Source organism: Streptomyces sp. NPDC001858, from assembly GCF_053594615.1.
The window spans coordinates 1-21,278 of the sequence record NZ_JBSFEV010000049.1; the positions used below are offsets into that span (position 1 = coordinate 1).

The 21,278-nt window shown below is 68.3% G+C and carries 19 protein-coding genes and 5 pseudogenes; 16 read left to right on the forward strand and 8 right to left on the reverse strand.

Features of this window, described 5'->3' with window-relative positions; translation table 11 throughout:
• The 3 genes and pseudogenes from ACWCPF_RS40080 to ACWCPF_RS40090 form a co-directional block, all read left to right on the forward strand.
• Positions 1–540 (forward strand): annotated as a pseudogene (locus tag ACWCPF_RS40080) (peptidase); the annotation flags it as partial.
• Between the two features lie 171 nt (positions 541–711).
• Positions 712–1,300 (forward strand): annotated as a pseudogene (locus tag ACWCPF_RS40085) (transposase); the annotation flags it as partial.
• A 114-nt stretch (positions 1,301–1,414) separates the two neighbouring features.
• Positions 1,415–2,110, forward strand: a complete 696-nt coding sequence (locus ACWCPF_RS40090; protein WP_451050074.1) for an alpha/beta fold hydrolase — start codon at positions 1,415–1,417, stop codon at positions 2,108–2,110.
• A 649-nt stretch (positions 2,111–2,759) separates the two neighbouring features.
• Here ACWCPF_RS40090 and ACWCPF_RS40095 read toward each other — a convergent pair.
• Together ACWCPF_RS40095 and ACWCPF_RS40100 are read right to left on the reverse strand one after the other, a co-directional pair.
• Positions 2,760–3,260 carry a hypothetical protein gene (locus ACWCPF_RS40095; RefSeq protein WP_451050075.1) on the reverse strand — a complete coding sequence of 167 codons (501 nt, stop codon included), beginning with the start codon at positions 3,258–3,260 and terminating at the stop codon, positions 2,760–2,762.
• A gap of 99 nt (positions 3,261–3,359) precedes the next feature.
• Positions 3,360–3,556 (reverse strand): annotated as a pseudogene (locus ACWCPF_RS40100) (transposase); the annotation flags it as partial.
• A gap of 74 nt (positions 3,557–3,630) precedes the next feature.
• Here ACWCPF_RS40100 and ACWCPF_RS40105 point away from each other — a divergent pair.
• Positions 3,631–4,137, forward strand: a complete 507-nt coding sequence (locus ACWCPF_RS40105) for a PPOX class F420-dependent oxidoreductase (RefSeq protein ID WP_451050076.1) — start codon at positions 3,631–3,633, stop codon at positions 4,135–4,137.
• 496 nt (positions 4,138–4,633) lie between these two features.
• On the opposite strand, the gene ACWCPF_RS40110 is transcribed toward ACWCPF_RS40105, so the two are convergent.
• Positions 4,634–4,981: a hypothetical protein gene (locus ACWCPF_RS40110; RefSeq protein ID WP_451050077.1), complete on the reverse strand. Its 348-nt coding sequence runs from the start codon at positions 4,979–4,981 to the stop codon at positions 4,634–4,636.
• A gap of 136 nt (positions 4,982–5,117) precedes the next feature.
• Here ACWCPF_RS40110 and ACWCPF_RS40115 point away from each other — a divergent pair, with 136 nt between their 5' ends.
• Positions 5,118–5,273, forward strand: coding sequence for a hypothetical protein (locus ACWCPF_RS40115; protein WP_451050119.1), 156 nt, complete (start codon positions 5,118–5,120; stop codon positions 5,271–5,273).
• A 170-nt stretch (positions 5,274–5,443) separates the two neighbouring features.
• On the opposite strand, the gene ACWCPF_RS40120 is transcribed toward ACWCPF_RS40115, so the two are convergent.
• The 5 genes and pseudogenes from ACWCPF_RS40120 to ACWCPF_RS40140 form a co-directional block, all read right to left on the reverse strand.
• Positions 5,444–7,864: a proprotein convertase P-domain-containing protein gene (locus ACWCPF_RS40120; RefSeq protein WP_451050078.1), complete on the reverse strand. Its 2,421-nt coding sequence runs from the start codon at positions 7,862–7,864 to the stop codon at positions 5,444–5,446.
• Between the two features lie 193 nt (positions 7,865–8,057).
• The gene (locus ACWCPF_RS40125; protein ID WP_451050079.1) at positions 8,058–9,602 is read right to left on the reverse strand and encodes a phospholipase A2; all 1,545 of its coding nucleotides are present in this window, start codon (positions 9,600–9,602) and stop codon (positions 8,058–8,060) included.
• A gap of 198 nt (positions 9,603–9,800) precedes the next feature.
• A pseudogene (locus ACWCPF_RS40130) lies at positions 9,801–9,961 on the reverse strand (IS256 family transposase); the annotation flags it as partial.
• Positions 9,962–10,065: 104 nt separating this feature from the next.
• Positions 10,066–10,712: pseudogene (locus tag ACWCPF_RS40135) on the reverse strand (hypothetical protein).
• An 83-nt stretch (positions 10,713–10,795) separates the two neighbouring features.
• Complete coding sequence (locus ACWCPF_RS40140; RefSeq protein ID WP_451050080.1) at positions 10,796–11,908, reverse strand: PQQ-dependent sugar dehydrogenase; 1,113 nt, start codon at positions 11,906–11,908, stop codon at positions 10,796–10,798.
• A 349-nt stretch (positions 11,909–12,257) separates the two neighbouring features.
• Here ACWCPF_RS40140 and pqqA point away from each other — a divergent pair, with 349 nt between their 5' ends.
• From pqqA to ACWCPF_RS40195, 11 genes are all read left to right on the forward strand, one after another.
• Complete coding sequence (gene pqqA, locus ACWCPF_RS40145) at positions 12,258–12,395, forward strand: pyrroloquinoline quinone precursor peptide PqqA (protein WP_451050081.1); 138 nt, start codon at positions 12,258–12,260, stop codon at positions 12,393–12,395.
• Between the two features lie 9 nt (positions 12,396–12,404).
• Positions 12,405–13,313 (forward strand): pyrroloquinoline quinone biosynthesis protein PqqB, encoded by a 909-nt coding sequence (pqqB, locus tag ACWCPF_RS40150; RefSeq protein ID WP_451050082.1) that lies wholly within the window; start codon positions 12,405–12,407, stop codon positions 13,311–13,313.
• A complete protein-coding gene (gene pqqC / locus ACWCPF_RS40155) occupies positions 13,310–14,005 on the forward strand; it encodes a pyrroloquinoline-quinone synthase PqqC (protein WP_451050083.1) in 696 nt (231 codons plus the stop codon). Before pqqB ends, pqqC begins: the two co-directional genes overlap by 4 nt.
• Positions 14,002–14,265 carry a pyrroloquinoline quinone biosynthesis peptide chaperone PqqD gene (pqqD, locus tag ACWCPF_RS40160; protein WP_451050084.1) on the forward strand — a complete coding sequence of 88 codons (264 nt, stop codon included), beginning with the start codon at positions 14,002–14,004 and terminating at the stop codon, positions 14,263–14,265. Before pqqC ends, pqqD begins: the two co-directional genes overlap by 4 nt.
• Positions 14,262–15,416 carry a pyrroloquinoline quinone biosynthesis protein PqqE gene (gene pqqE, locus ACWCPF_RS40165; RefSeq protein ID WP_451050085.1) on the forward strand — a complete coding sequence of 385 codons (1,155 nt, stop codon included), beginning with the start codon at positions 14,262–14,264 and terminating at the stop codon, positions 15,414–15,416. Before pqqD ends, pqqE begins: the two co-directional genes overlap by 4 nt.
• Before the next feature lie 110 nt (positions 15,417–15,526).
• Positions 15,527–16,699 carry an amino acid ABC transporter substrate-binding protein gene (locus ACWCPF_RS40170; protein ID WP_451050086.1) on the forward strand — a complete coding sequence of 391 codons (1,173 nt, stop codon included), beginning with the start codon at positions 15,527–15,529 and terminating at the stop codon, positions 16,697–16,699.
• Positions 16,700–16,709: 10 nt separating this feature from the next.
• Positions 16,710–17,597 carry a branched-chain amino acid ABC transporter permease gene (locus tag ACWCPF_RS40175; protein WP_451050087.1) on the forward strand — a complete coding sequence of 296 codons (888 nt, stop codon included), beginning with the start codon at positions 16,710–16,712 and terminating at the stop codon, positions 17,595–17,597.
• Between the two features lie 10 nt (positions 17,598–17,607).
• Positions 17,608–18,678: a branched-chain amino acid ABC transporter permease gene (locus ACWCPF_RS40180; protein ID WP_451050088.1), complete on the forward strand. Its 1,071-nt coding sequence runs from the start codon at positions 17,608–17,610 to the stop codon at positions 18,676–18,678.
• Positions 18,679–18,712: 34 nt separating this feature from the next.
• Positions 18,713–19,456, forward strand: a complete 744-nt coding sequence (locus ACWCPF_RS40185; protein ID WP_451050089.1) for an ABC transporter ATP-binding protein — start codon at positions 18,713–18,715, stop codon at positions 19,454–19,456.
• Entirely contained in the window at positions 19,446–20,219 is a 774-nt protein-coding gene (locus ACWCPF_RS40190; protein ID WP_451050090.1) for an ABC transporter ATP-binding protein, read from the forward strand. The genes ACWCPF_RS40185 and ACWCPF_RS40190 overlap by 11 nt, the downstream gene beginning before the upstream one ends.
• Positions 20,220–20,263: 44 nt before the next feature.
• The gene (locus ACWCPF_RS40195) at positions 20,264–21,259 is read left to right on the forward strand and encodes a LamG-like jellyroll fold domain-containing protein (RefSeq protein ID WP_451050091.1); all 996 of its coding nucleotides are present in this window, start codon (positions 20,264–20,266) and stop codon (positions 21,257–21,259) included.
• The last annotated feature ends 19 nt before the right edge of the window (positions 21,260–21,278 follow it).

The window sequence follows — 21,278 nt, forward strand, 5'->3', positions numbered from 1 at the left end:
GACTACCAGCGCACCCGGCACGCTCTCGGCCTCTACCAGGGTGACACCCGATTGGCACAGGTCACGGGCACCACCAGGATCGAGGCCGACGCGCCGGGTACGGGCAAGCTGCCCTACCGGCTGGTCCTGGAGGCAGACCGGGACGCCACCGTGAGCCCGTACTCCTCCAGGACGCACACCGAGTGGGGATTCACATCCCGCCTCCCCTCGGGGAACGAGTCCGCCGTCCTGCCGCTGCTGCAGCTCACGTACGGGATCGACACGGATACGGCGGGGAGAGCGGACAGGGGCGCGACGGTGGCCGTGTCCGCCGTACACCTCCCCGGTGCCGCCGGTGCCGGGGCCACGGTCTTCCCCGTCACCATGGAGGTGTCCTACGACGACGGACGCACCTGGCGGCAGGCCCGTCCCGGACACGACGGTCGGTTCAAGCCGGCCGGTCCGCGGAAGGCGCAGTTCGTCTCGCTCCGGGCCCACGCCAAGGACTCGGCCGGGAACACGATCACCCAGTCGGTGATCCGGGCCTTCGGTCTGCGCTGATCACAGGTCTGCGCGACGACGCACTGTGTGAACCAACGTGGTGTGACGGGCCGTTCCCCCGGGAGCGGCCCGCCATACCCGGCCGACCGAGCACCACGAGCGTCGGCCGGTGTGCTCACCAAGGCCTGTACCGAGTTTCCCCGCGGCAGTCGGCGGATTCGCGGTAGCCCCGACCTTTTGCGGGACTGCGCACGTCGGGGCATCCGTGCCCCTGTCTCGTAGTCTGCGACGGCGCCCTGGGCTGCTGGAAGGCCCTGGCCGAGGTGTTCCCCGAGACTCGCCATCGGAGGTGCCGGGTCAACAAGATCGTCAACGTCGCGAACGCCCTGCCAAAGTCCGTACAGCCCGGCGCGACGAAGGCTCTGCAGGTGATCTACAACGCCGAGGACCGCGACCGCGCGCTCAAGGCCGCCACGGCGTTCGAGGAGGCGTACGGTGCGAAGATCCCCAAGGCCTTCAAGAAGATCGTCGACGGTGTGGACGAGTTGCCGGCGTTCTACGATTTCCCCGCCGAGCACTGGATTCGTCTGCGGACCACGAATCCGATCGAGTCGACCTTCGCCGCCGTCCGGCTACGTACCAAGGTCACCCTGGGCCCCGGCAGCGCGGTCGCCGCCCTTGCGATGGTTTCAAGCTCGTCGAGTCCGCCCAGGCCCGCTGGCGGGCCGTGACCGCACCCCACCTTGTCGCCCTGGTCAGGGCCGGAGCCCGCTTCGAACGAGGTCGGCCCGTTGAACGTCCCGGAACCCTTGCGGCGTGAACAACCCCAACCGATCCGCGTCCGGGCTTCTACTCACTTGGTCTGCGACAGGCTTCCACAGCCGAACTGAATTCAATTATGGTTCGGTTGTTATCGTTGACGAGGAGGTCAGTCATGGCGTTCGTTCTCATCCATGGGGCAAGCTTCGGCGCGGACTGTTGGGACGAGCTGATCCCCCATCTGAGTGCGGAAGCGTTGGCGGTCGACCTTCCGGGGCGCGGGACCAGGGCCGAAGTCGACCTGGGCACGGTCACTCTCGCGGACTGCGCCGATGCGGTCCGCGAAGACGTCGAAGCGAAGGATCTGCGCGACGTGGTACTGGTCGGTCACTCCTTCGCGGGCGTCACGGTCCCGCGTGTCCTGGACCTCATACCTGACCGGATCCGCCACATCGTCCTCGTGTCGGCCGTGGTGCCGGAGGACGGATCCCGGGTGCTTGACCAGATCGATCCCGGAGTGCGGGGCCTGGTGGAGCAGTCCATCGCCGGCGGCGTCTACCACCAGACCCGCGAGGGCGCCGCCGCAATGCTGTGCAACGACATGGACGAGGCGACCGCCGCTTCCACCCTGGACCGGCTGGCCGACGACTCGGCCGCCCTGCTCAGCGAGGCCGTGAACCTGAGCGGCTACAGACGCGATATCCCCCGAACGTACGTGCACCTCACGCGCGACCAGTGCTACGTCGAGGAACTCCAGCAGCGATCCATTGCGCTGCTTCGACCCGACGTCATCGATCTCGACACCGGCCACATGGCCATGATCAGTGCGCCCGAACAACTTGCCGCCGTCCTCAACGCCGTCCACGGCTGATCACCGGCTCGGCCTACGTCTCGCGGAGCGTGAACCCACCGACCTCGTGGCCCTGGCCGGAGCCGGAGCCCGCTTCGTCGGACCCCAGGCCAAGATCCGGGCCATTCCGGACCAGAGAACCTCGATGCTCTGGGCGGCGCGGCGGGCGCATTCGGCCGGGTCCACTCCGGAGTAGAGCCGGAACGAGATCCCGGCGTGCCGTAGATCGTAAGGTCGCTCGGCCAGCCGAGAAGCGCGCTCAGTAAAGGCTTGCACCGGTCGAAGGACTCGCTTTCGAAACGCGGGGGGGCCAGCCGGTGCGACAAGCGAACGAGGCCGCGCCGTCCGTCACGAACACCCCTAGTTTGGTGCCAACTAGCCTGTCCAGATCGCGTGCAACGACGCCCTGGGGAGCACCGAGGGCTCGGGCAACCAGCCCGGACGAGAGGCCGACAACCACCGAAAGGAGCGGCGCGGAAGTCGCTGGATCTGTTGCAGACATACCAGTGGATGGCGCAGATCACAGGCAATTAGGGCCCGGAGGGAAAGAGAAGAGCTACAACACCTGTGTGTGGCGGCGTTTGTGAGAGCCAAGGCTTGTCCCGCAATGATCTTTGAGCGTCGCCTTTGGGCTTTCCGAGGCTGTCCGGTTCGGAAGCTGCGACTCTCCTCAGAGGTCCGGGAACGGTGGCGTCTCGTCCATCGACAGCAGCAGTTTCCGTGCTGGTTCGGCCTCTTCCGGTCGCATGGATGAGGCGAGGCCCTCGATGACCGGTCGGCCAGCACGCACGGCCGCCCTGGCGGCAGCCTCCCAGGCAGGCTGCTCGCGGAAGTTCGTGCGCTTCGGGCCGCCGGCCGCCGCAGCAGAAGAGTGCCAATTGGCAGTCCGGTAGATGCTCTCCAGTAGATCCAACAGCTCTGCCTTGCACGGCACGTAGGGGGCCTCAGCGAGTTCCAGGAGGAATGGGACCGTCGAGGCGGTCGCCTCACCGACCACGAACCCCAACGCGCAGACGTGTTCCCCCAGTTCATCGACCGCGAGGCGGGCGGTGTCCTCGCCCCCATACGCGATCCGGGAGAGCAGCGGCGGGATGTCCCCGGCGGGGAGCTGTCGCGCGTCGCGCAGTTCCCCCCAGCGGACGCCAGAGACGCCCCTCAACACACTTCCCACGCGCTGTCACCTTTCATCGGGCTTGCGATAGCCCCGTCATCGAACCATCAGCGTCCTGGGGTGGGCGATCGGCGTCACCACTTCGACCGGGTGGGCGACGACCTGGGCATTTTCGATCCTGCCGGCGGTGCCGGTGTACTGGCGCTGGACGCCGACCGTGCCAGTTCCCTTCTTCACGTCGCCGGTTTCGTGACCACCAGCACCGCGTGGTCGTCGTGCAGATGCTCCACCACGTAGCCACGCACGTCGTCGCGGACCTGGTCGGCCTTCCACTTGGCCCGCCCGAGCACCAACTGCCGTACCCGGCACAGCCCTCGAAGGCCGCCTGCCAGCGAGCAGGGTCGCCGCGGCCCTCAGCAGAAAGATCACGATGGAACAGCTGGGAATCCGGCCCTTCGATACGGCAGCGGGAAGAAGCCGGCCTTCGCATCTGTTCTGCACACGTAGTGATCCCAGGAATGCCGAACAGAGGGGCGAGGCTGTGTCAGAGCTGTTCAACGAGGAGATGCGCAAGCTGCTGGACGGGAGGAACTTCGCCACCGTCGCGACGCTGAACCGGGACGGCAGCCCGCAGACATCGGTGGTCTGGATCGTCAGGGAGGGGGATACGGTGCTGTTCTCCACGACGGCCGGGCGCCAGAAGGCGCGGAATCTCGCACGGGATCCACGGGTCAGCCTCACCGTCTTCGACACCATGAACCCGTACCAGTCCGTAGACATCCGCGGCACTGTCGAACTGATCGACGACTCGGAGAAATCTCTGCCGCGCAAGCTCTCGCAGAAGTATCTGGGCGAGGACCCGCCGGCCGAGCCGGAGGAGGTGCTCCGGCTGATTGTCCGGGTAACCCCGCAGAAGGTCACAGGCTTCTCCGTCTAAGGCTCGGCTCACAGACGCCAACCGCGCACCCGGGGCAGGCTTGGCACAGCGGCGATCGGCAACGACTCATGCACGATCACGATCTACGGCTGGAGTACCTGGCTGGGCCGGGGCATCGGCGCGGTGGTGTACCGATCTCCCGGACAGCTGTCGCCTGGGCAGTTGCTGCAGCAGTTACTGGTCCCGTCTCGTGGCTGTTCCGGCTCCCGACTCCCAGGCCTGGGCGTTGAGTTGTCGGCCGTCCGACGGCACGCGCGCGGCTTGTCAGGCCAAGCCGTCCGACCCGACAAGGCAGTTCAGCTCCTCGACTCGCCGCGAAGACGGGCCGAAGCCGCGCCAGGAATCCGATCCCATCGAGCCGTCCTCAATAGCCTCGCGCTTTCACGAGGTGGGCTGTCCGATGCTTGATTCCAAGTCCGATCGGTCGGATCCGGAGACGCGGCCCGGGCACGGACCTGCCCACCCGCAGAAAACCCCAACCCGAACAAGAGCGAGGCTAGAGCGACTTCAGGAAGTCGATCAGAAGTCCGAGCATCCTCTCGAACTCACGGGCACCCATCCGACAGTCCTCGAACTGCCCGTACATGTCCCCGAGTTCGATCTCGTCGGGCCCCATGCGACTGACCTGCGCGCTCGTGGTCGCCAGGGCGTAGTCGTCGCCGAACTCCTGCGCCATCCGCCGCCACTCGCGCAGATAGCTCTCCACGGAGTCGGGCGAGTCGCCGAAGGGAATCAGCACGGTCTCGACGGCGAGCCGCACGTTCTCCGGCACACCGGAGGGTGCCACGACGAAGACCATGCCGTCCTCGTCCACCGTGAAGGACCACTCGTCGGTGTCCGTCATCATCGCCTTCTCAGCCCCGCGCTTGCACGGAGCGGGCCGTCACGATAGGTGATCAAGTAAGCAGAAAGCGCCTCTGAACAGCGAGAATGAGGATTGTCGAGGCCCTTGTTCCTGCCACCGCCGAAGGCACTTCCAGGTGAAGAAGCGTATCGCGGCCCGCAAGACCGGGCTGGACCAGGCGATCTCGGCGGCTCCCGCACCTTGGCGCAAGGCACGGGCGGTGCACGATCCGGGGAAGATCCTGCTCAATCTGGCCCTGGCAGTCGCGCTGCCGGCGTGGCGCAGGCCGTAAGGACTCTTGGCCGGCTCAAGTGCATGTTCGTCAAGCACCGTATTGAAGGTTGAAGGTTGAAGGACGTGAACCGGGCCGGTTGGCGGACCGCGAGTGACGCGCTCCCTGGCATGCGGGAGCCGGCCGCCGCCCTCCCCGGGCGGCGGCCGGTTCATTTCGAGCCGGGGGCGTCAGAAGGCGAGCGTCCAGCTGTTGATGGTGCCTGTGGAGTTCGTGAAGACGTCCGAGACGCGGAGCTTCCATATGCCGGACACCGGGGACGTACTGGCGTCGACGGTATAGGTCTTCCGGATGGTCTGGCCGGTGTCCGTCCCCGAAGTCGGCTTCACCAGATACGCCTTGCCGTTCGGGTCCAGGAGCTCGATCTTCACATCGCCGCGCCACTCATGCTGGGCCTCCACATGGACCTTGAGTTCCCTGGACGCGTTGCCGGGGATGCCCATGACGGTGATCGGCACATCGACGGAGCCGCCGTCAGGGATCGCGCGGCCGGTCTGGTTCTCGATCGACGGGAACCCCAGCGACCATGCGGTGAGGAATCCTCTGGAACCGTCGACGACGTCGGAGACGAGGAGCTTCCACGTTCCGTTGGCCGGGGAGTTGCTGGCGTCGATCGTGTAGGTCTCGCTGAGGGTACCGGCGGGCTCGGTCAGGGTCGCGGCCTTGATGGCGTAGGAACGGCCGTCGGGGGCCACCAGGTCGATCTTCAGGTCGCCGATCCGTTCGTGCGTGGCACCGACGTACACGCGCAGGACGCGCGAGGCCTTGCCGGTGAACCCGTCGACGGTGATCGGCGAGGTGAGGGTGCCGTTGGCCTTGTCGATGAAGTAGGACCCGGACTTCTCGAAGGAGGCTTCGCTGACCCCGCCCTTCGAGCCGAAGAGGAGGGACCAGGAGGTGAGGGTGCCGGTGGCGCCTGTGATGGTGTCCTTGATGTTCAGCTTCCAGGTGCCGCTCGCGGGGGCGGTGCCCGCGTCGACGACGTAGATGGCGTCGAGGGTGCCACCGCCCTCGGTGGACAGCGGTTTGACGGGGTACCTCTGGCCGTCCGGGGCGATCAGATCGATCCTGATCTGACCGCGCGACTCGTGGGTGAGCTTCACGGCCACCTTCAACGCGCTGGAGGCGTTGCCGGGGACGCCGGACACCGTGATCGGCGCCTCGACGATTCCCGCGTCGGGGATGGCGTACGCCTTCTCGTTGATGACCTTGGTGGGGCGAGGCTTGGGGTCCGGGGCGGGTTCCGGCGCCGGTCCGCCGACCGCCTGGCCGACGTCGATACGAGTGGTGCTGCCGCCGGTGTAGGCAATGGCCTTGCCGGCGTTGGTCAGCCGCAGCTCAAGGTCCGTCATGCTCTCGGCGGGGAACGCCTGTCGGAGGATCGCCAGGGCGCCGGACACGTGGGGGGCGGCCATGGAGGTGCCGGTCTTGGAGGCGTAGCCGCCGCCGGGAACGGAGGAGACGATGTTGGCGCCAGGGGCGAGGTAGTCCAGCAGCGGGCCGCGGTTGGTGAAGGTGGCCAACTGGTCGGCGTCGGTGGTGGCGCCGACCGTGACGGCGGAGGGCACACAGCCGGGGGCGCTGACCGCGTCGGTGTAGCCGTTGTTGCCGGCCGCGACGACGGTGGCGACACCTCGCGTGAGCAGGGTATCGATGATCACCTTGCGCGGGTCGGAGTCGCATTCGGAGGTCCAGCGTCCCGCGCCGAGGGACAGGTTCGCGGCGACGACGTTGGTTCCGGCCGCCTTCAGCGCGGAGACCTTCTCCAGTCCCTTGATCTGGGAACTGGTGAAGCTGAGCACGCACGGGCTGGCCCCTGCTCCGCAGTAGTCGTCGGAGTCGAACCGGGAGAACACCTGGATGGCGATGAGGTCCGCGCCGGGGGCGACACCGCGTACGGGTGCGCCGCTGACGCCGGCTCCGTTACCGGCGGCGATCCCGGCGACGTGGGTGCCGTGGGAGCAGACGTCGCCCATCGTGGCGCACGGCCCCGCTTCGGAGTTCGCGCTGCCGGAGCCCTCCTGCTCGGTGGTGCCGTCGGGGCAGAGGCTGGTGGCGCCGTAGCTGTCGTCGCTGACGGAGTAACACGCCTCGGTCTTGACCCGGTTGCCGAAGAACGGGTGTCTGGTGGCGACGCCGGTGTCGAGGACGGCTATCGCGGTGCCCGCGCCGGTCTTGCCCGCCGCGACGGCCTTGTCGCCGCCGATCAGGGGGACGCTCTCGTTCAGCGTCGGCGGCACCGGCACGTCCTCGGTGACGCTCACCACGCGCGGGTTGGCGGCCAGCTCGTCCAGGCCGCCCTTGTCGACCTCGAGCGTGACCAGCGGCAGCGTGTCGAAGGACTGCGCCTCATTGCCGGCGGTCGCGGCGCTGTCCAGGTCCCCACGGCTCTTGGTGACGACATTGACGCGGACGCTCCCGCCGCCTCGCACCTTCGCGCGCAGCGGCGCATCGACCGGGTCGACCGGGTCGCTCTGCGCGGCAAAGTCCTCCCTGTTGTCGGGAGGTGTGGGGGCGGCCACCGCCGGTATCGCGATGAACACGAGGGCAGCCGCCGCGGCGGCGATCACGCCTCGTCTGTGTCTGGTCATGTGTGATTACTCCACCGAGAAGTGATGCAAGGGGGGAAGGGTGGTGCGGGCGCGCGGGTGCACACGGGTGCACGGGTGCGCGGGTGCGCGGGCCGTAAAAGGGGCCGGGCGGCGAGGAGTTCTCGCACCGCCCGGCCCCGGGGCCTTTCTTTCGGAAGGCCCTAACGCTCAGCAGGCCGAGACAGCTGAGCGATCAGCGGGTCGCGTCTGCGCCGTTCTTCGGGTTCCCGCCCCACCTGACGGCGTGGAGGTAGGTCCAGGCAATGGAGTTGCACGTCTTCCGGAAGAAATAACGCGGGCAGGTTTGGTTTACGAGCAGCGAGTGGAACTCGTCGTCGCTGGTCCACTTTTTGCCTGGGACCATGTGGGCGCGTCCGCCGCCCTTGTAGTAGTTGCCTAGGACTCCGTAGGTGTAGTCGTGCGCGTCGCACGCGGAGCGGAAGTCGAAACCGAGCGGCCTGTCCGGCGCGCTGGTGCAGTGGTCGTAGGTGATGCCCAAAATCCAGCGGTTGTTGGGGAGTTGCTTCCACGTCGGAGTACGCCAGCCGTAGTGAGCGACCGTCGCCCAGCAGCTGGAGTACTGCAGCCAGATCCACCTCATGGCATGGTCGCAGTACCACGGGTTGTTGGCCACAGTAGGAGAACCAGGGGTGGAACCGGCAGTCTGCACCGCATCCGGAGCGGCGGCGTCACCGACGTAGTTCAGTTCCCACGTGGAAGGGGGGGTGGCTACGGTGGCCAGCCGTTCGTTGGTGTCGTACGTGTAGGTGCTCAGGTCGGTGCCCTCGGTCGGGTTGGTGACCTTGCGCAGCAGCCCGGAGCCGTCGTAGGAGTAGCCGGCCAGGGTCTCAACGGTCTGCCCGGAGGTGCGGGTGATGTCCTTCACCCGGCCCGTGAAGTCACCGAGGGTTCCACCGGAAGCGGTGGTCGTGGTGGCGTAGTTGACCTTGAACGACTCCGCCGGCGTCGCCGGCGTCTGGGGCCAGTTGATGGTGGATACGCGGCCGATGCTGTCGTAGGAGACCGTGGTCAGCTTGTACGCCACATTGCCCGTGGCCGTCACACGCCAGTTGTCGCCGCCGCCGCCGACCTGCTTGTACGTGTATGAGGGCTTGAGGTCGGCCGCCGGGATCGGGTTGCCCAGCGCATCGACAGGGACGTCGTCGCCCTCGACGGGCGTCGTCAGGTCGATGTTCAGCGTCTCCACGACGGTCGTCTTCAGCGTACCGGCGAGGTCGTCCCACTTGATCGTCTCGACCAGCTTGGAGCCGTCGGCGGCCGTGTAGGTGTTGACACTGCCGCCGTTGGGACCGGCGACGGAGTCGGTCAGGTCGTAGCGGGTGGACTCCTGGGCCTCCAGGTCCGCCGTCGTGATCGAGCCCGCGCCCTGAGTCAGCTTGCGGTTGAGCTGGCCGCCGAGGAACTCGGCTTCCCAGCTCGGGCCGAACACACCGAGGTCCGACCGGTTGGCGGGGGCGTCCTGCGGCTGCGAGATGCCCTGGAGCTGAGCGACGACCCTGTGGGAGCGGCCCATCACACCCGCCGATACGTCGGTCACAGGGATGTTGAAGCTCTTGCTCGCGGACTCATATGTGCCGGGGCCTATTGCCTCGATCGTGCCTTCGGACCAAGGCTGGTCGGGCACCTCGGCGGCTGAGGCGGACTGCACCTCGGCGGCTGAGGTGGGCTGCAGGGGCAGCAGCGCCAGCCCTAACGCGACCGCGACAGTAGGAAGCATGGTTCTTCGCATCGTTTCCCTCTCGTCAAGTCGACATGGATGTCGACGGTTAATGATCTTGGGCAGTGCGAGCTGGATGGTACATCCCGAGGCTCAACTGGTGTGCGTGCGACGGTTGGTGACAGTGCGTCAGATAAAACTCTCGAGAGGAACTCCGGCCCAGCGACCGTCAAGAGTTGCGGTTCGGGTGAGGCGTGATCAGGCCGCGGTCTCCGCGCGATCGACCAGGACGCCGTTTTCGAACTTGGCACCTGTGCGGACCAGGCGACGAGATGGGCTCCGCGGATTGCCCGCCGGCGGGCCCGGGCGGATTCGACGAGTTTGAACACCATCGCGAGGGCTACGGCAGGGCCGCCGGCACAGGGCCGCCCCTGCGGTGACGACAGCCGCTTGGGGCATCCTCATCAGTTTCAGCGTTGCTCACTCTTTCCCGAATCAAATTCGACGTGATCACGTCAGCCGCTCATGGAGTCGACTCCAAGACACCAGCCACCCAGTCGGCATAACAGCCAGACGACGTGACGTAGCTCACACCGAGTACAGGTGCTGACTGTTCCTCAGAAAAGCGCCTGGGTAAGGGCGTTGGGGCGCAGAAAGGGCGCACGGCAGCGACTCTGAGCCGGGGGGCGCCGAGCGCGGGCTCGGCCCATGCCTGCCATCCGGCGGGTCCCGCCTCATCGGCCCCGGTGGTCAGAGCGCGCGGGTCGGCGTCCTGAAGGAGGGGCGGCACGGCGGGCTGGTCGGGGGCGTCGAGCGCAAGGAGGAGGTCGGACAGGGCCTCGCCGGGCTGAGCCAGCGGGCTGCTCGTCTCGGCGCGGGCGGAGATCTGCCAAGCGATGGACAGCCCTCCCAGTGGAACGGCTCGTCGGCCAGGTTCCACTGGGCCCAGCGCACCGTGTCGGGACTGATGTGCAGGACGGTGCTGCGCAGGACCTGACGGTCCTCCGGCGCCTCGTCCGGCGCATGCCGTCCGCGGACGCTCGCCAGGCTCGTCGGCCCCAGGCCGGCGAGCGGGTCGGCGACAGCGTCGTAGAGGCGCCCGTCATCACCGGCGAGACGCCGGGGACCGACTGGACTGACCGCAGAGCGGCGGCGATTACGCGAGCAGATCCGGCACGAGGCGGGCGAGCGGTTCGCCCACGCGTCCCTGGAGTCCGAAGCGCCGTCTGCGACGGGTGACGCCGGATGGCGTCCTACTGCAGATCGACCTGGAACACCTTGTCCGCGCCGTCCGGCTCGCCTCCGTTGTTGTCGGCATTGGTGGTGGCCAGCCACAGGGCGTTCTTGCCGGGGAGCGTCTCCACCGTGCGCAGCCGGCCGTACTGGGTGGTGTAGTAGGCCGTGGGGGTGCCGGCGCTGGTGCCGCTGACCGGGATGCGCCAAAGCCGCTCGCCGCGCAGTGCCGCCATGTAGAGGGCTCCGTCGGCGTACGTGACCGCGCTCGGGGATGCCTCGCTGACGGTCCACTGCCGCTTGGGGCTGGTCATACCGGACGTGGAACAGCTGCCCTCGCAGACCGGCCAGCCATAGTTCTTGCCGGACTCGATCAGATTGAGCTCGTCGTACTTGCTGTTGCCGAACTCGGCTTCCCAGAGCCTGCCTTGGGCGTCCCAGGTGATGCCCTGCGGGTTGCGGTGGCCGAGGGAGAAGACGAGTGTGCCGAACGGGTTGCCGGGTGCGGGTTTGCCGTCCTTCGTCATCCGCAGGATCTTCCCGTTGAGGGAGTTCCTGTCCTGGGCGAGGTTGCTGTTCTGCGCATCGCCCGTGGTGGCGTAGAGGTGACCGTCCGGGCCGAACTTGATGCGACCGCCGTTGTGGTACTTGTTCTTGGCGATGCCGGTGACGAGGACCGTGTAGCCGCTCAGCGAGGAGCCGTCGTACGTCATCCGGACGATGCGGTTGTCGGAGGCCGCCGAGTGCATGAGGTAGACGTAGTGGTCGCTGCTCCAGTTCGGTGAGACCGCGAGGCCGAGGAGACCGCCCTCGCCGCTGGTGGTCACGACGTTGGGCACCTTGCCGATTTCGGTCCTCGTGCCCGCCTGGGTGAGTTTGAAGAGCTTGAAGGAGTCCCGTTCGGTGATGAGCGCCGACCCGTCGGGCAGCCAGCTCAGGCCCCAGGGAACGGTCCAGCCGGACGAGACCGTTCGGATGGCCGAGGGGACCGAGGCGATGCCGCTGTCTGTTCCGCTGTCTGTTCCGCTGTCACTTCGTGCCGTGGCGCTTCCGGCGCCGGCCGCCGCACCGAGCAGACCGGCGATGAGCGTGGCCGCGGCAGCGGCCGATGTGATCGTTCGGAATCCGCGCATGGGCGAGCTCCTCGCTGTGGGGGTGTCAGGAAGCCGTGATGGCTCGCTACCTGATGAGTAGTCAGCTCTCCGGAAGGTAGGAGGTATGCAATGGAGGGTCAAGCGCCAATGAAGCCAAAGGTTCATACCTTCGCCTGGTGAATCAAGCCGCCAACACCACTTCAACAGGTGCTTTACCAACAGATCCGACAGCGGCCGACCTTGACGTTCCCTTTTCGGCCAACGACAGATCGGAGCACTTTTCTGTCGACCCATTGACCCGGGTCGCCGATGCTCGCGATGCTGCAACACAGCACGACCTGGCCGTCAGGTACAACCGGTCCCCCACATCGGAAGGCAGGTACGGCTCATGACCGAATCCGTGCAGCAGGCAGTGGAACGTCAGTCGCCACCCGTCGACGAAAAGGCGCCGAGCTGGCAGACCCCCGACTTCGTGGTCGTCGAGACCGCGCTGGAGGTCACCGCCTATTTCCTGAGCGACCGTTAGCCCGCCGCCGTGCTGCTGCATGTGCTCGGCACTGCGGCGGGCGGCGGCGTACCCCAGTGGAACTGCGCGTGTCCCGGCTGCTCCGGGGCACGCGCACACCCGCACTGGCGCCGCCGCCACGCCTCCCTCGCCGTACAGGCGTCGGACGACCGCTGGTATCTCATCAACGCCACGCCGGACATCGGCGACCAGATCGAGAATTGCCGGGCTCTCCAGCCCGGTCCCGCTTCGCGGCAGACCCCGATCGCCGGGCTGATCCTGACCGACGCCGAACTCGACCACACCCTCGGCATCGCCCGGCTGCGCGAAGCCGGCCCCGAAGGACTGGAGTTGCTCGCCACCGGGCCCGTGCGCGAGGCACTGCTCACCGGGCTGCGACTGGACGCCGTACTCGGCCCGTACACGCCGCTCACCTGGCGCGAACTGTCCCCGGAGCGGCCCGTACCGCTCACCGAGGACTCGGCCCTCACGGTCAGCCCGATCCCCATTTCCGCCAAACGCCCCCGGTACGCAGCCGAGTTACCCGTCCCCGACGGCGACACCTGGGTCGTGGCCCTGCTTCTCACCGACCGCGCCACCGGGGCGACGCTCGTCTACGCCCCCGCACTGGCCGCCTGGCCGAACGCTCTGCAGGCCGCTGTCGAGCAGGCCGACTGCGTGATCGTCGACGGCACGTTCTGGGACGACGAGGAACCCCGGCGCACCGGCATCTCCACCCGCACCGCGACCGGCATGGGACACCTCCCGATCGACGGGCCGGGCGGCACCGCGGAGCGTCTGGCACCCCTGCGCGCCCGCTGTCTCTACACCCATCTGAACAACACCAACCCCCTCGTCGATCCGAACGCACCGCAGTACAAGCGACTGGCCGACCGGGGCATCGAGGTGGCCGGAGACGGAACGGTGATCCGACTGTGAGCTTCGAGGAACAGCACTTCGAGGACCGGCTCAGGACCGTGGCCCGGGACCGCTACCACGACGCACACCCCTTCAACGTTCGTATGCACCAAGGGGAGTTGAGCCCCGACGAGCTGCGCCGCTGGATCCTCAACCGGTTCCACTATCAGCGGCACATCCCCGTCAAGGACGCCCTGGTCCTGGCCAAGCTGGGCACCCCGTGGCTGCGCCGTATGTGGCTGCGGCGGATCGAGGAGCACGACGGCCGGGCCGACGGGGAGGGCGGCATCGAGCGGTGGCTGAGGCTGGGCGAGGCCGCTGGGCTCGACCGGTCGGATCTGCTGTCCGGTGAGGGAGTGCTGCCCGGGGTACGGCTGGCGGTGGACGGATACGTCAACTTCTGCCGGCTCCGCTCCCCGCTGGAGGCCGTCGCGGCGTCCCTCACCGAGCTGTCCGCGCCGGGCATCATGCGCACGCGCATCGCCGCGTTCGAGCGTCACTACCGGTGGATCGACGCCGACGGTCTCGCCTATTTCCGTACCCGCGAGACCCAAGGCCGGCAGGACAGCGGCGAGGCACTGGGCCTCGTACTGGACTGGGCCCGTACAGATGCCGACCAGGAGCGTGCCGTGGCAGCCCTCGCCTTCAAGTGCGACGTGTTGTGGTCGCTGCTCGACGCGATCGACCACGGCGACCGGAAGGAGCGGCGGTGACCGCGACCGGATGGCGGCCGATGCTGGCGCGCTCGGTGGTGCGCCGCCACGACCGGGTACGCCAGGCCCACCTGTTGATCCTGCCGGAACGGGTGGTGGTCCTCAGTGGCCGGGCCGCGGATGTCCTGCGGCTGTGCGACGGCCATCGGCATGTGGATGAGATCGTCGAGGAGTTGGCGGCACGCTTCCCCGGCGCCCCCGTAGCGGCCGAAGTCCCCCGATTCCTCCACCGCGTACGCGAGGAGGGCTGGCTGCGATGACGAGTCCGCTTCCGCCGGGCACAGCACCGCCGGCGCCCTGGGCCCTGCTGGCCGAACTCACCCACGCCTGCCCGCTGCACTGCCCCTACTGCTCCAACCCCCTGGAACTCACGCGCCGTTCACGCGAACTCTCCGCCGAGGAGTGGGACGGCGTGTTCCGGCAAGCGGCGGACCTCGGCGTCGTGCACACCCATATCTCCGGGGGCGAGCCACTGCTCCGCCGCGATCTCACAGCTGTTGTCGCCGCCGCCGAATCGGCCGAGATCTACACCCAACTGGTCACCAGCGGCGTCGGGTTGAGCAGGGAGAGGATGTCCGCGCTCGGGTCCGCCGGACTGCGCAGCGTCCAGCTCTCGGTGCAGCATGCGGATCCGGTGGCGTCCGACCGGATCGCCGGTCACCGGTCGTTCGAGGCGAAGGAAAGGGCCGCCGCTCTCGTGCGCGACGCGGGTCTGCCGCTGGGCCTCAACGTCGTCCTGCACCGCGACAACCTCGACGCCGTCGACGACATCGTGGACCTGGGCGTGGCCTGGGGCGCCGAGCGGATCGAGCTGGCCAACGTCCAGTTCCACGGGTGGGCCCTGCGCAACCGCACCGCGCTGCTGCCCACCCGCGACCAGCTGTCCCGTGCCCGGGAGGCGGTCGAGCGCCGTCGGGAGCAACTGGCGGGCGCCATCGAGCTGGTGTGGGTCGTGCCGGACTACTTCGACGGGGTGCCGAAGCCGTGCATGGGCGGCTGGGGTGCGGTGTCGCTGACGGTCGCCCCGGACGGCGCCGTCCTGCCGTGCCCCTCGTCCCGGGACTTGCTGGGCCCGGACGACGTACCGAACGTACGCGACCGGTCCCTGGAGTGGATCTGGAACAACTCCCCCGCCTTCAACCGCTATCGCGGCACCGAGTGGATGAGCGGACCCTGCGGTGGCTGTCCCCGCCGCGAGATCGACTTCGGCGGCTGCCGCTGTCAGGCCCACGCGCTCACCGGTGACGCCGCCCGCACCGACCCCGCCTGCGCGCTCTCCCCCGACCACGCTCTCGTACGCACCCTGTCAGGGACGCCGCGCGCCGACGCCCCGTCCGCCGACGCCGCGCACTACGTCTACCGCGGGCCCGATCGCCACCACACTGACGTCACGAGGGGTGTCAAGCGATGACCAGACCGTACGGCAGACCGCACGGCAGACCGAATCGCGGGCAAGGCCGCAGACCAGACCGCGGGCAAGGCCGCAGACGAGCAGGGGCCGCCGCCGGCACGATCGCCCTGGTGCTCGCCGCCAGTGCCTGCGGCTCGGGCTCCGGTTCAAAGGATTCGGCCGACGACCCCATCGTCATCGGCGTCTCCTTACCGCTCACCGGGGACTTCTCCGAACCCGGCAAGGGTGTCGAACGGGGCTACCAGGCCTGGGCGAAGATCGTCAACGGCAAGGGCGGACTGCTGGGCCGCCAGGTCGAGTTGAAGATCCTTGACGACCAGTCCAACGCCGACCGGGTCGTCTCCGACTACGAGCAGTTGATCGGCAGGGACGAGGTCGACCTGCTCTTCGGGCCGTTCTCCACCCGGCTCGTCGTCCCGTCCGCACGGGTCGCCGAGGAGTACGGGATGCTCTTCGTCGAACCGGCGGGCGCGGCACCGGAGGTCTTCGAGCAGGGGTTCAAGAACCTCTTCTACGCCGCTCCGGCCGTCGCCGACGACCACTACAACCTCCTGGCCGAGCACATCCTGGCCATGCCTGCGGGCGAGCGTCCGAAGACGGCCGCGTACGCCGCCATGGACGACCCCTTCGCGCAGGGAACGGCGTACGGGCTGAAGGAGAAGCTGGAGCAGGGCGGCGTCCGGACCGTCGTCGACGAGGTCTACCCGCCCAACACCACCGATTTCGGCAGCATCGCCGCCCAGATCGCCGACTCGAAGGCCGACATCGTGGTGGGCGGCAGTCAGTATCAGGACGGCGTCAACCTGATCGTCGCCCTCCAACAGCTCGACTACCAGCCGAAGTTGGCCGCCTTCTCGACCGCGCCGACCGAGCCGGAGTTCGCGCAGGCCATCGGTGACAAGACCGAGGGGATCCTCGCGCCCACCGGCTACACCCAGAAGGCCGCCCACCCGAGCAACAAGGAGTTCGTCGAGAAGTACACCGAGCAGTTCGGCAAGGCGCCCGAGGAGGACGAGGCCAACGCCTACACGACCGGTCAGGTGGTGGCAGCCGCCGTCGAGGCCGCGCAGTGCGCATCCCAAGACCCTGACTGTCAGGGCAAGTTGGTGAAGTGGCTGCGCGGCAATCAAGTGGACACCGTCGTGGGGCCGTTGAAGTGGGACGACAAGGGCCGGCCGCAGAGCGCGCACATGATTCAGCAATGGGTCGGCGGTGAGATACGGATCGTGCTCCCCGAGGCCCAGAAGGAAGCTGATCTGATCTATCCGAAACCGACGTGGTGAGGAGGCCGGCATGCCCTCCGCGAGCCTCGTCTTCCAGAGCCTTGTCCTCGGCGTGCTGCTGGGCGGTCTGTACGCCCTCCTGGCAGCGGGCCTGACCCTCTACTTCGGCGTGATGCGCGTCGTGATGATCGCCCACTCCGCCTTCCTGATCCTCGCCGCCTACCTCGCCTGGTTCGCGCACCGGGAGACCGGCGTCGACCCGCTCCTCACCCTGTTCGTCACCGTGCCCCTGTTCTTCGCGGCGGGCGTCGCCATGCAACGGCTGCTCCTGACCCGGCTCCGCCCGGCGACGCTCACCATGATGTCCGTGCTGCTCACGTTCGCGGTGGCGCTGGTCATCGAGGGGTTGCTCGGGTACGCGTTCAGCGGCACCCAGCGCCGCGTCCGGCTCGGCTACAGCTCCGCGAGCGTCGAGTTCCTCGGGGCACGCGTGGCGGTGGTGAAGCTGATCGCCTTCGGCCTGGCCGCGCTCGCCCTGCTCGGCCTCTACCTCCTCATGAAGCACAGCCGGTTCGGCCAGGCCCTGCGCGCCACCATCCAACACCCGGACGCCGCCCGGCTGCTCGGCATCGACACCGACCGGATCGCCGGATACGGCTTCGGCCTCGGCCTCGCCACGGCGGCCGTCGGCGGCACGGCACTCGCCCTCGACACCACCATCTACCCGTCCCTGCACTGGCATTGGATCGGCCCGCTGATGGCCATCATCGTCGTCGGCGGACTCGGCAGTGTGCCGGGCGCCGCCATCGCCGCCATGGCACTGGGCGTCCTCCAGAGCCTGCTGCAACTGGAGCTGTCCACGACCTGGGCACAGACCGTCTTCTACGTCGCCCTCTTCGCCACGCTGGCCGTCAGGCCGCAGGGATTCTTCGGGGGGCGGCTTGCGCAGCGGTTCTGACTCCAGGTTCATGGATCCCAGATTCGTCCGTCCCAGGTTCGTCCATCTCGGCGTCCTGCTCCTGGCAGTCGCCGTCGCGCTCTCCTTCCCGTCGATGGCCCCGAGCCCCTACGAAATCACCGTGGGCATCGCCATCCTCAACTACGCGGTGCTGTCGACCTCCTGGAACTTCGTCGGCGGCTTCACGGGCTATGTCTCCCTGGGGCATGGTGCGTTCGCCGGACTCGGGGCGTACGGAACCGGCCTGCTGGTCGCCAAGGCTGAACTCCCGCCTTTCGTCGCCCTGTTCGTGGCCGCCGTACTCGTAGCGGCACTCGCCGTTCCGGTCGGCTACGCCGCCCTGCGGGTACGCGGTGCCTCCTTCGTCATCGTCTCCATCGCCCTCGTCCTCATCCTGCTGCTGGTCTTCCAGAGCTGGGCCTCCCTCACCGGCGGCTCACGCGGACTGGTCGTACCGCGGCCCTTCCCCGGCATGCTGCGGGCCGAGCACCACCGCACCTTCTACTTCCTCTTCCTAACTCTGCTCGCGCTGGCCCTGCTGGTCTGGTGGGTCATCGACCGGTCGCGGTTCGGCATGGGTCTCAAAGCGATCCGCGAGGACGAGGACAAGGCGCAGTCGCTCGGCATCCCCACCTTCACGTACAAGCTGGTGGTCTTCGTCGTCTCCGCCGCCTTCACCGCGCTGGCCGGCGGGTTGTACGCCCTGTGGTTCGGCGACCTCGACCCGGTCTTCCAGTTCTCCATTCTCAGCGGGTCGTACATGGTGCTGATGGCACTGCTCGGTGGCGTACGCCAGTTGTACGGACCGCTGCTGGGAGCGTTGATCGTCGGGTACGCCCTGGAGTACTCCAAGGTCGAGTACGGGGACACACCTCTGCACCTGGTCGTGACGGGGCTGCTCCTCGGCGTCGTCGTGACGTTCATGCCGGACGGCGTCATCCCGGCCGTCGGCGCCCTGCTCCGCCGGACCGGCGACGCCTCCATCCGGGAGGTGTCCGCGGCCGAACTGCGGGCGCGGCGCGAGGAGTTCGACGGGCTCGACGCGACGGAGGCGAGGAACAGTGAACGAAGCGGCACTTGAAGGAGCACCGGAAGGAGCACCTGAAGGGGCCCCTGTGGCGGAGCCCGAGCCGAGCCTCGCGACCACCGGGCTCACCAAGGCCTTCGGCGGAGTCACCGCACTCGACTCGGCCACCGTGACCTTCCACCAAGGCAAGGTCAACGCCCTGATCGGGCCCAACGGTTCGGGAAAGACGACCTTCTTCAACTGTGTCACCGGGATGATCCGCCCGGACTCCGGCCGCGTCACGTACCGCGGACGCGACCTCACGGGCAGACCCCCGCACCGGATCGCCCGCGCCGGCCTCGGGCGTTCCTTCCAGCTCTGCCGGGTCTTCCCCCGGATGACCGTGCTGGACAACCTCCTGGCCGCCGTCCGGCCGCGCGGTCTCGCCGGACAGCTCGGGCGCTCGGGCACGCGTGCGGAGACCGAGCGGGCCCGTTACTGGCTGGCCCGGATGGGCATCGAGCACCTGGAGCGGACCGAGGCCCGCCAACTCTCCTGGGGCCAGCAGAAGTTGCTGGAGCTGGCGGGCGTACTGACCACCGAACCGGAGCTGATCCTGCTGGACGAGCCTGCGGGCGGGGTCAACCCGGCGCTCGTCGACCGCATCGGCGACCTGGTGCGCGAACTCAACGCCGAGGGACGGACGTTCCTGATCGTCGAGCACAACATGGAGATGGTCATGAGCCTCAGTGACCACGTCGTCGTGTTCGACCGCGGCCGGCCGATCGCCCAGGGCCCGCCCTCGCTGATCCAGTCCGACGAACGAGTACTCGGGGCATACCTTGGCGTATGACGCGCACACCACCGACTCCCCTGTCTCCGACCCGGCGTTCCTTCTCGAACTCGACGACATCCGGGCCGGATACGGCCGGGCGGCGCTGGTTCTGCGCGGGCTGACGGTCCGCGTACCGGCAGGGGCGATCGTCTGCCTGGTCGGGCCCAACGGGGCGGGCAAGTCCACCGTGCTGAAGGTGGCCAGCGGCCTCCTCGCCCCTCGCTCGGGCCGGATCCGCGTCGACGGCCAGGACGTCACCGGCCACGGACCGCAGCGGATGCTCGCCGCCGGAGTCGCCCATGTCCTGCAAGGCCACAGCGTGTTCAGGGAGATGACGGTCGCCGAGAACGTCCTGCTCGGCGGTTACACCCTGCGCGACAAGGCAGTCGTCGCCGAACGGGCCGACTTCGTACGGGAGTTGTTCCCGGTCGTGGCCGAGCGGTGGACGAGTCTGGCCGGGCTGCTCTCCGGCGGACAGCAGAAGCAGGTGGAGTTCGCGCGGTCGCTGATGGTCGAACCACGGGTGGTGCTCCTCGACGAGCCGTCGATGGGCCTCGATCCCAAGGCGACCGGGGTGGTCTTCGAGCAGATCGTACGGATGCGGGACGCGGGGACCGCCGTGCTGCTGGTCGAACAGAACGCGCGGCGCGCCCTGGAGGCCGCCGACACCGGCTGCGTCCTCGATCTCGGCCGGGTCCATATCGCCGGTCCGGCACGCGAGTTGCTCGCCGACCCGCAGCTCGGCGAGCTGTATCTGGGCGGTCGGCCCGCGCGCCGATGACTCGAACGACTCCGATGACTCCGACGACTCCAGGGAGACCGTTCATGCGCAGCAGACGGAACACGCTCACGGCAGCCGTCGCCGCACTGCTGACCGCCCTCGCCACGACAGCAGCGGCACCCTCCGGAGCAGGGGCAGGAACGGGGACAGGAATGGGGACAGGAGCAGGGGCCGGCCCCGTACTCCCTTCCCTCCGCCCCCACCTCACGGCGTACTACGACTTCGAGCACCCGGTCCGCGGCAACCCGGCACGCGAACGTGACCTGGGCTTCTCCCGTACCGACATCGACCTGGTCGGCGGCGGGGCACGGATGCGCACGAAGGACGGAGCGCACCGGGGCAGCCGGACCTCGATCCAGGTACGGCAGGTCACCCCAGCCACGAAGGGCAACGACGACTGGAAGGCGGGGGTGTACGGCCCGTCCGGCGTGCCGACGCTCAGGGCGTTCAACGCGGTCGAGGGGATGACCGTGATGGGCTGGTTCAAGATGACCGGCCCGAACCCGGGCCTCAACACCAACACGGCTGTTCCGGACGACCGTTACGGCGCCGTGGGCCTGGCCGGGGTGCTGTCCGGGGACTCCGACGGCCACGCGGTGCGGGGCCTGCTGGAGATCATCGAGGTGAACGGCGAACTGCGGCTCGTGGCCCTCGGCCGACGCGTGGACGGGTCGGCCTCGCAGACGTTCGCCGCCTCCGAGGACTGGCGCACCCTGCTGCCCGTGGGCGAGTGGGTCTTCCTGGCCGCCACCTTCGACTTCGACACGGGAGCGATGGCGCTGTACCGCAACGGCCGACGGCTGGACGGCTCCTACACCGTCCCGGGCGACCCCTGGGACCTCGCGGGCCCGGGCCCGCACCGCGCCTCGCCAACCAACCCCCGGGGCATCAAGATCGGCGGCAGCTTCCCGCAGAACACGGCCGAGCGCAATCCCTGCGACTGCCGCATGGACAGCCTGATGTTCCTGGACAGCGCGGTGGGCGGGGACCGGATCCGGGCCCAGTACCGACTGGTGGCCGCCGCTGATGGCCGCCGCTGACGACCCACGTCGACAGACG

What these genes read in the sequence shown, in the direction of transcription:
- ACWCPF_RS40090 (WP_451050074.1), top strand. Translation starts at nt 1,415, where the DNA reads ATGGCGTTCGTTCTCATCCATGGGGCAAGCTTCGGCGCGGACTGTTGG.
- ACWCPF_RS40105 (WP_451050076.1), top strand. Translation starts at nt 3,631, where the DNA reads ATGGAACAGCTGGGAATCCGGCCCTTCGATACGGCAGCGGGAAGAAGC.
- ACWCPF_RS40110 (WP_451050077.1), bottom strand. Translation starts at nt 4,981, where the DNA reads ATGACGGACACCGACGAGTGGTCCTTCACGGTGGACGAGGACGGCATG.
- ACWCPF_RS40120 (WP_451050078.1), bottom strand. Translation starts at nt 7,864, where the DNA reads ATGACCAGACACAGACGAGGCGTGATCGCCGCCGCGGCGGCTGCCCTC.
- ACWCPF_RS40125 (WP_451050079.1), bottom strand. Translation starts at nt 9,602, where the DNA reads ATGCTTCCTACTGTCGCGGTCGCGTTAGGGCTGGCGCTGCTGCCCCTG.
- ACWCPF_RS40140 (WP_451050080.1), bottom strand. Translation starts at nt 11,908, where the DNA reads ATGCGCGGATTCCGAACGATCACATCGGCCGCTGCCGCGGCCACGCTC.
- pqqA (WP_451050081.1), top strand. Translation starts at nt 12,258, where the DNA reads ATGACCGAATCCGTGCAGCAGGCAGTGGAACGTCAGTCGCCACCCGTC.
- pqqE (WP_451050085.1), top strand. Translation starts at nt 14,262, where the DNA reads ATGACGAGTCCGCTTCCGCCGGGCACAGCACCGCCGGCGCCCTGGGCC.
- ACWCPF_RS40175 (WP_451050087.1), top strand. Translation starts at nt 16,710, where the DNA reads ATGCCCTCCGCGAGCCTCGTCTTCCAGAGCCTTGTCCTCGGCGTGCTG.
- ACWCPF_RS40180 (WP_451050088.1), top strand. Translation starts at nt 17,608, where the DNA reads ATGGATCCCAGATTCGTCCGTCCCAGGTTCGTCCATCTCGGCGTCCTG.
- ACWCPF_RS40195 (WP_451050091.1), top strand. Translation starts at nt 20,264, where the DNA reads ATGCGCAGCAGACGGAACACGCTCACGGCAGCCGTCGCCGCACTGCTG.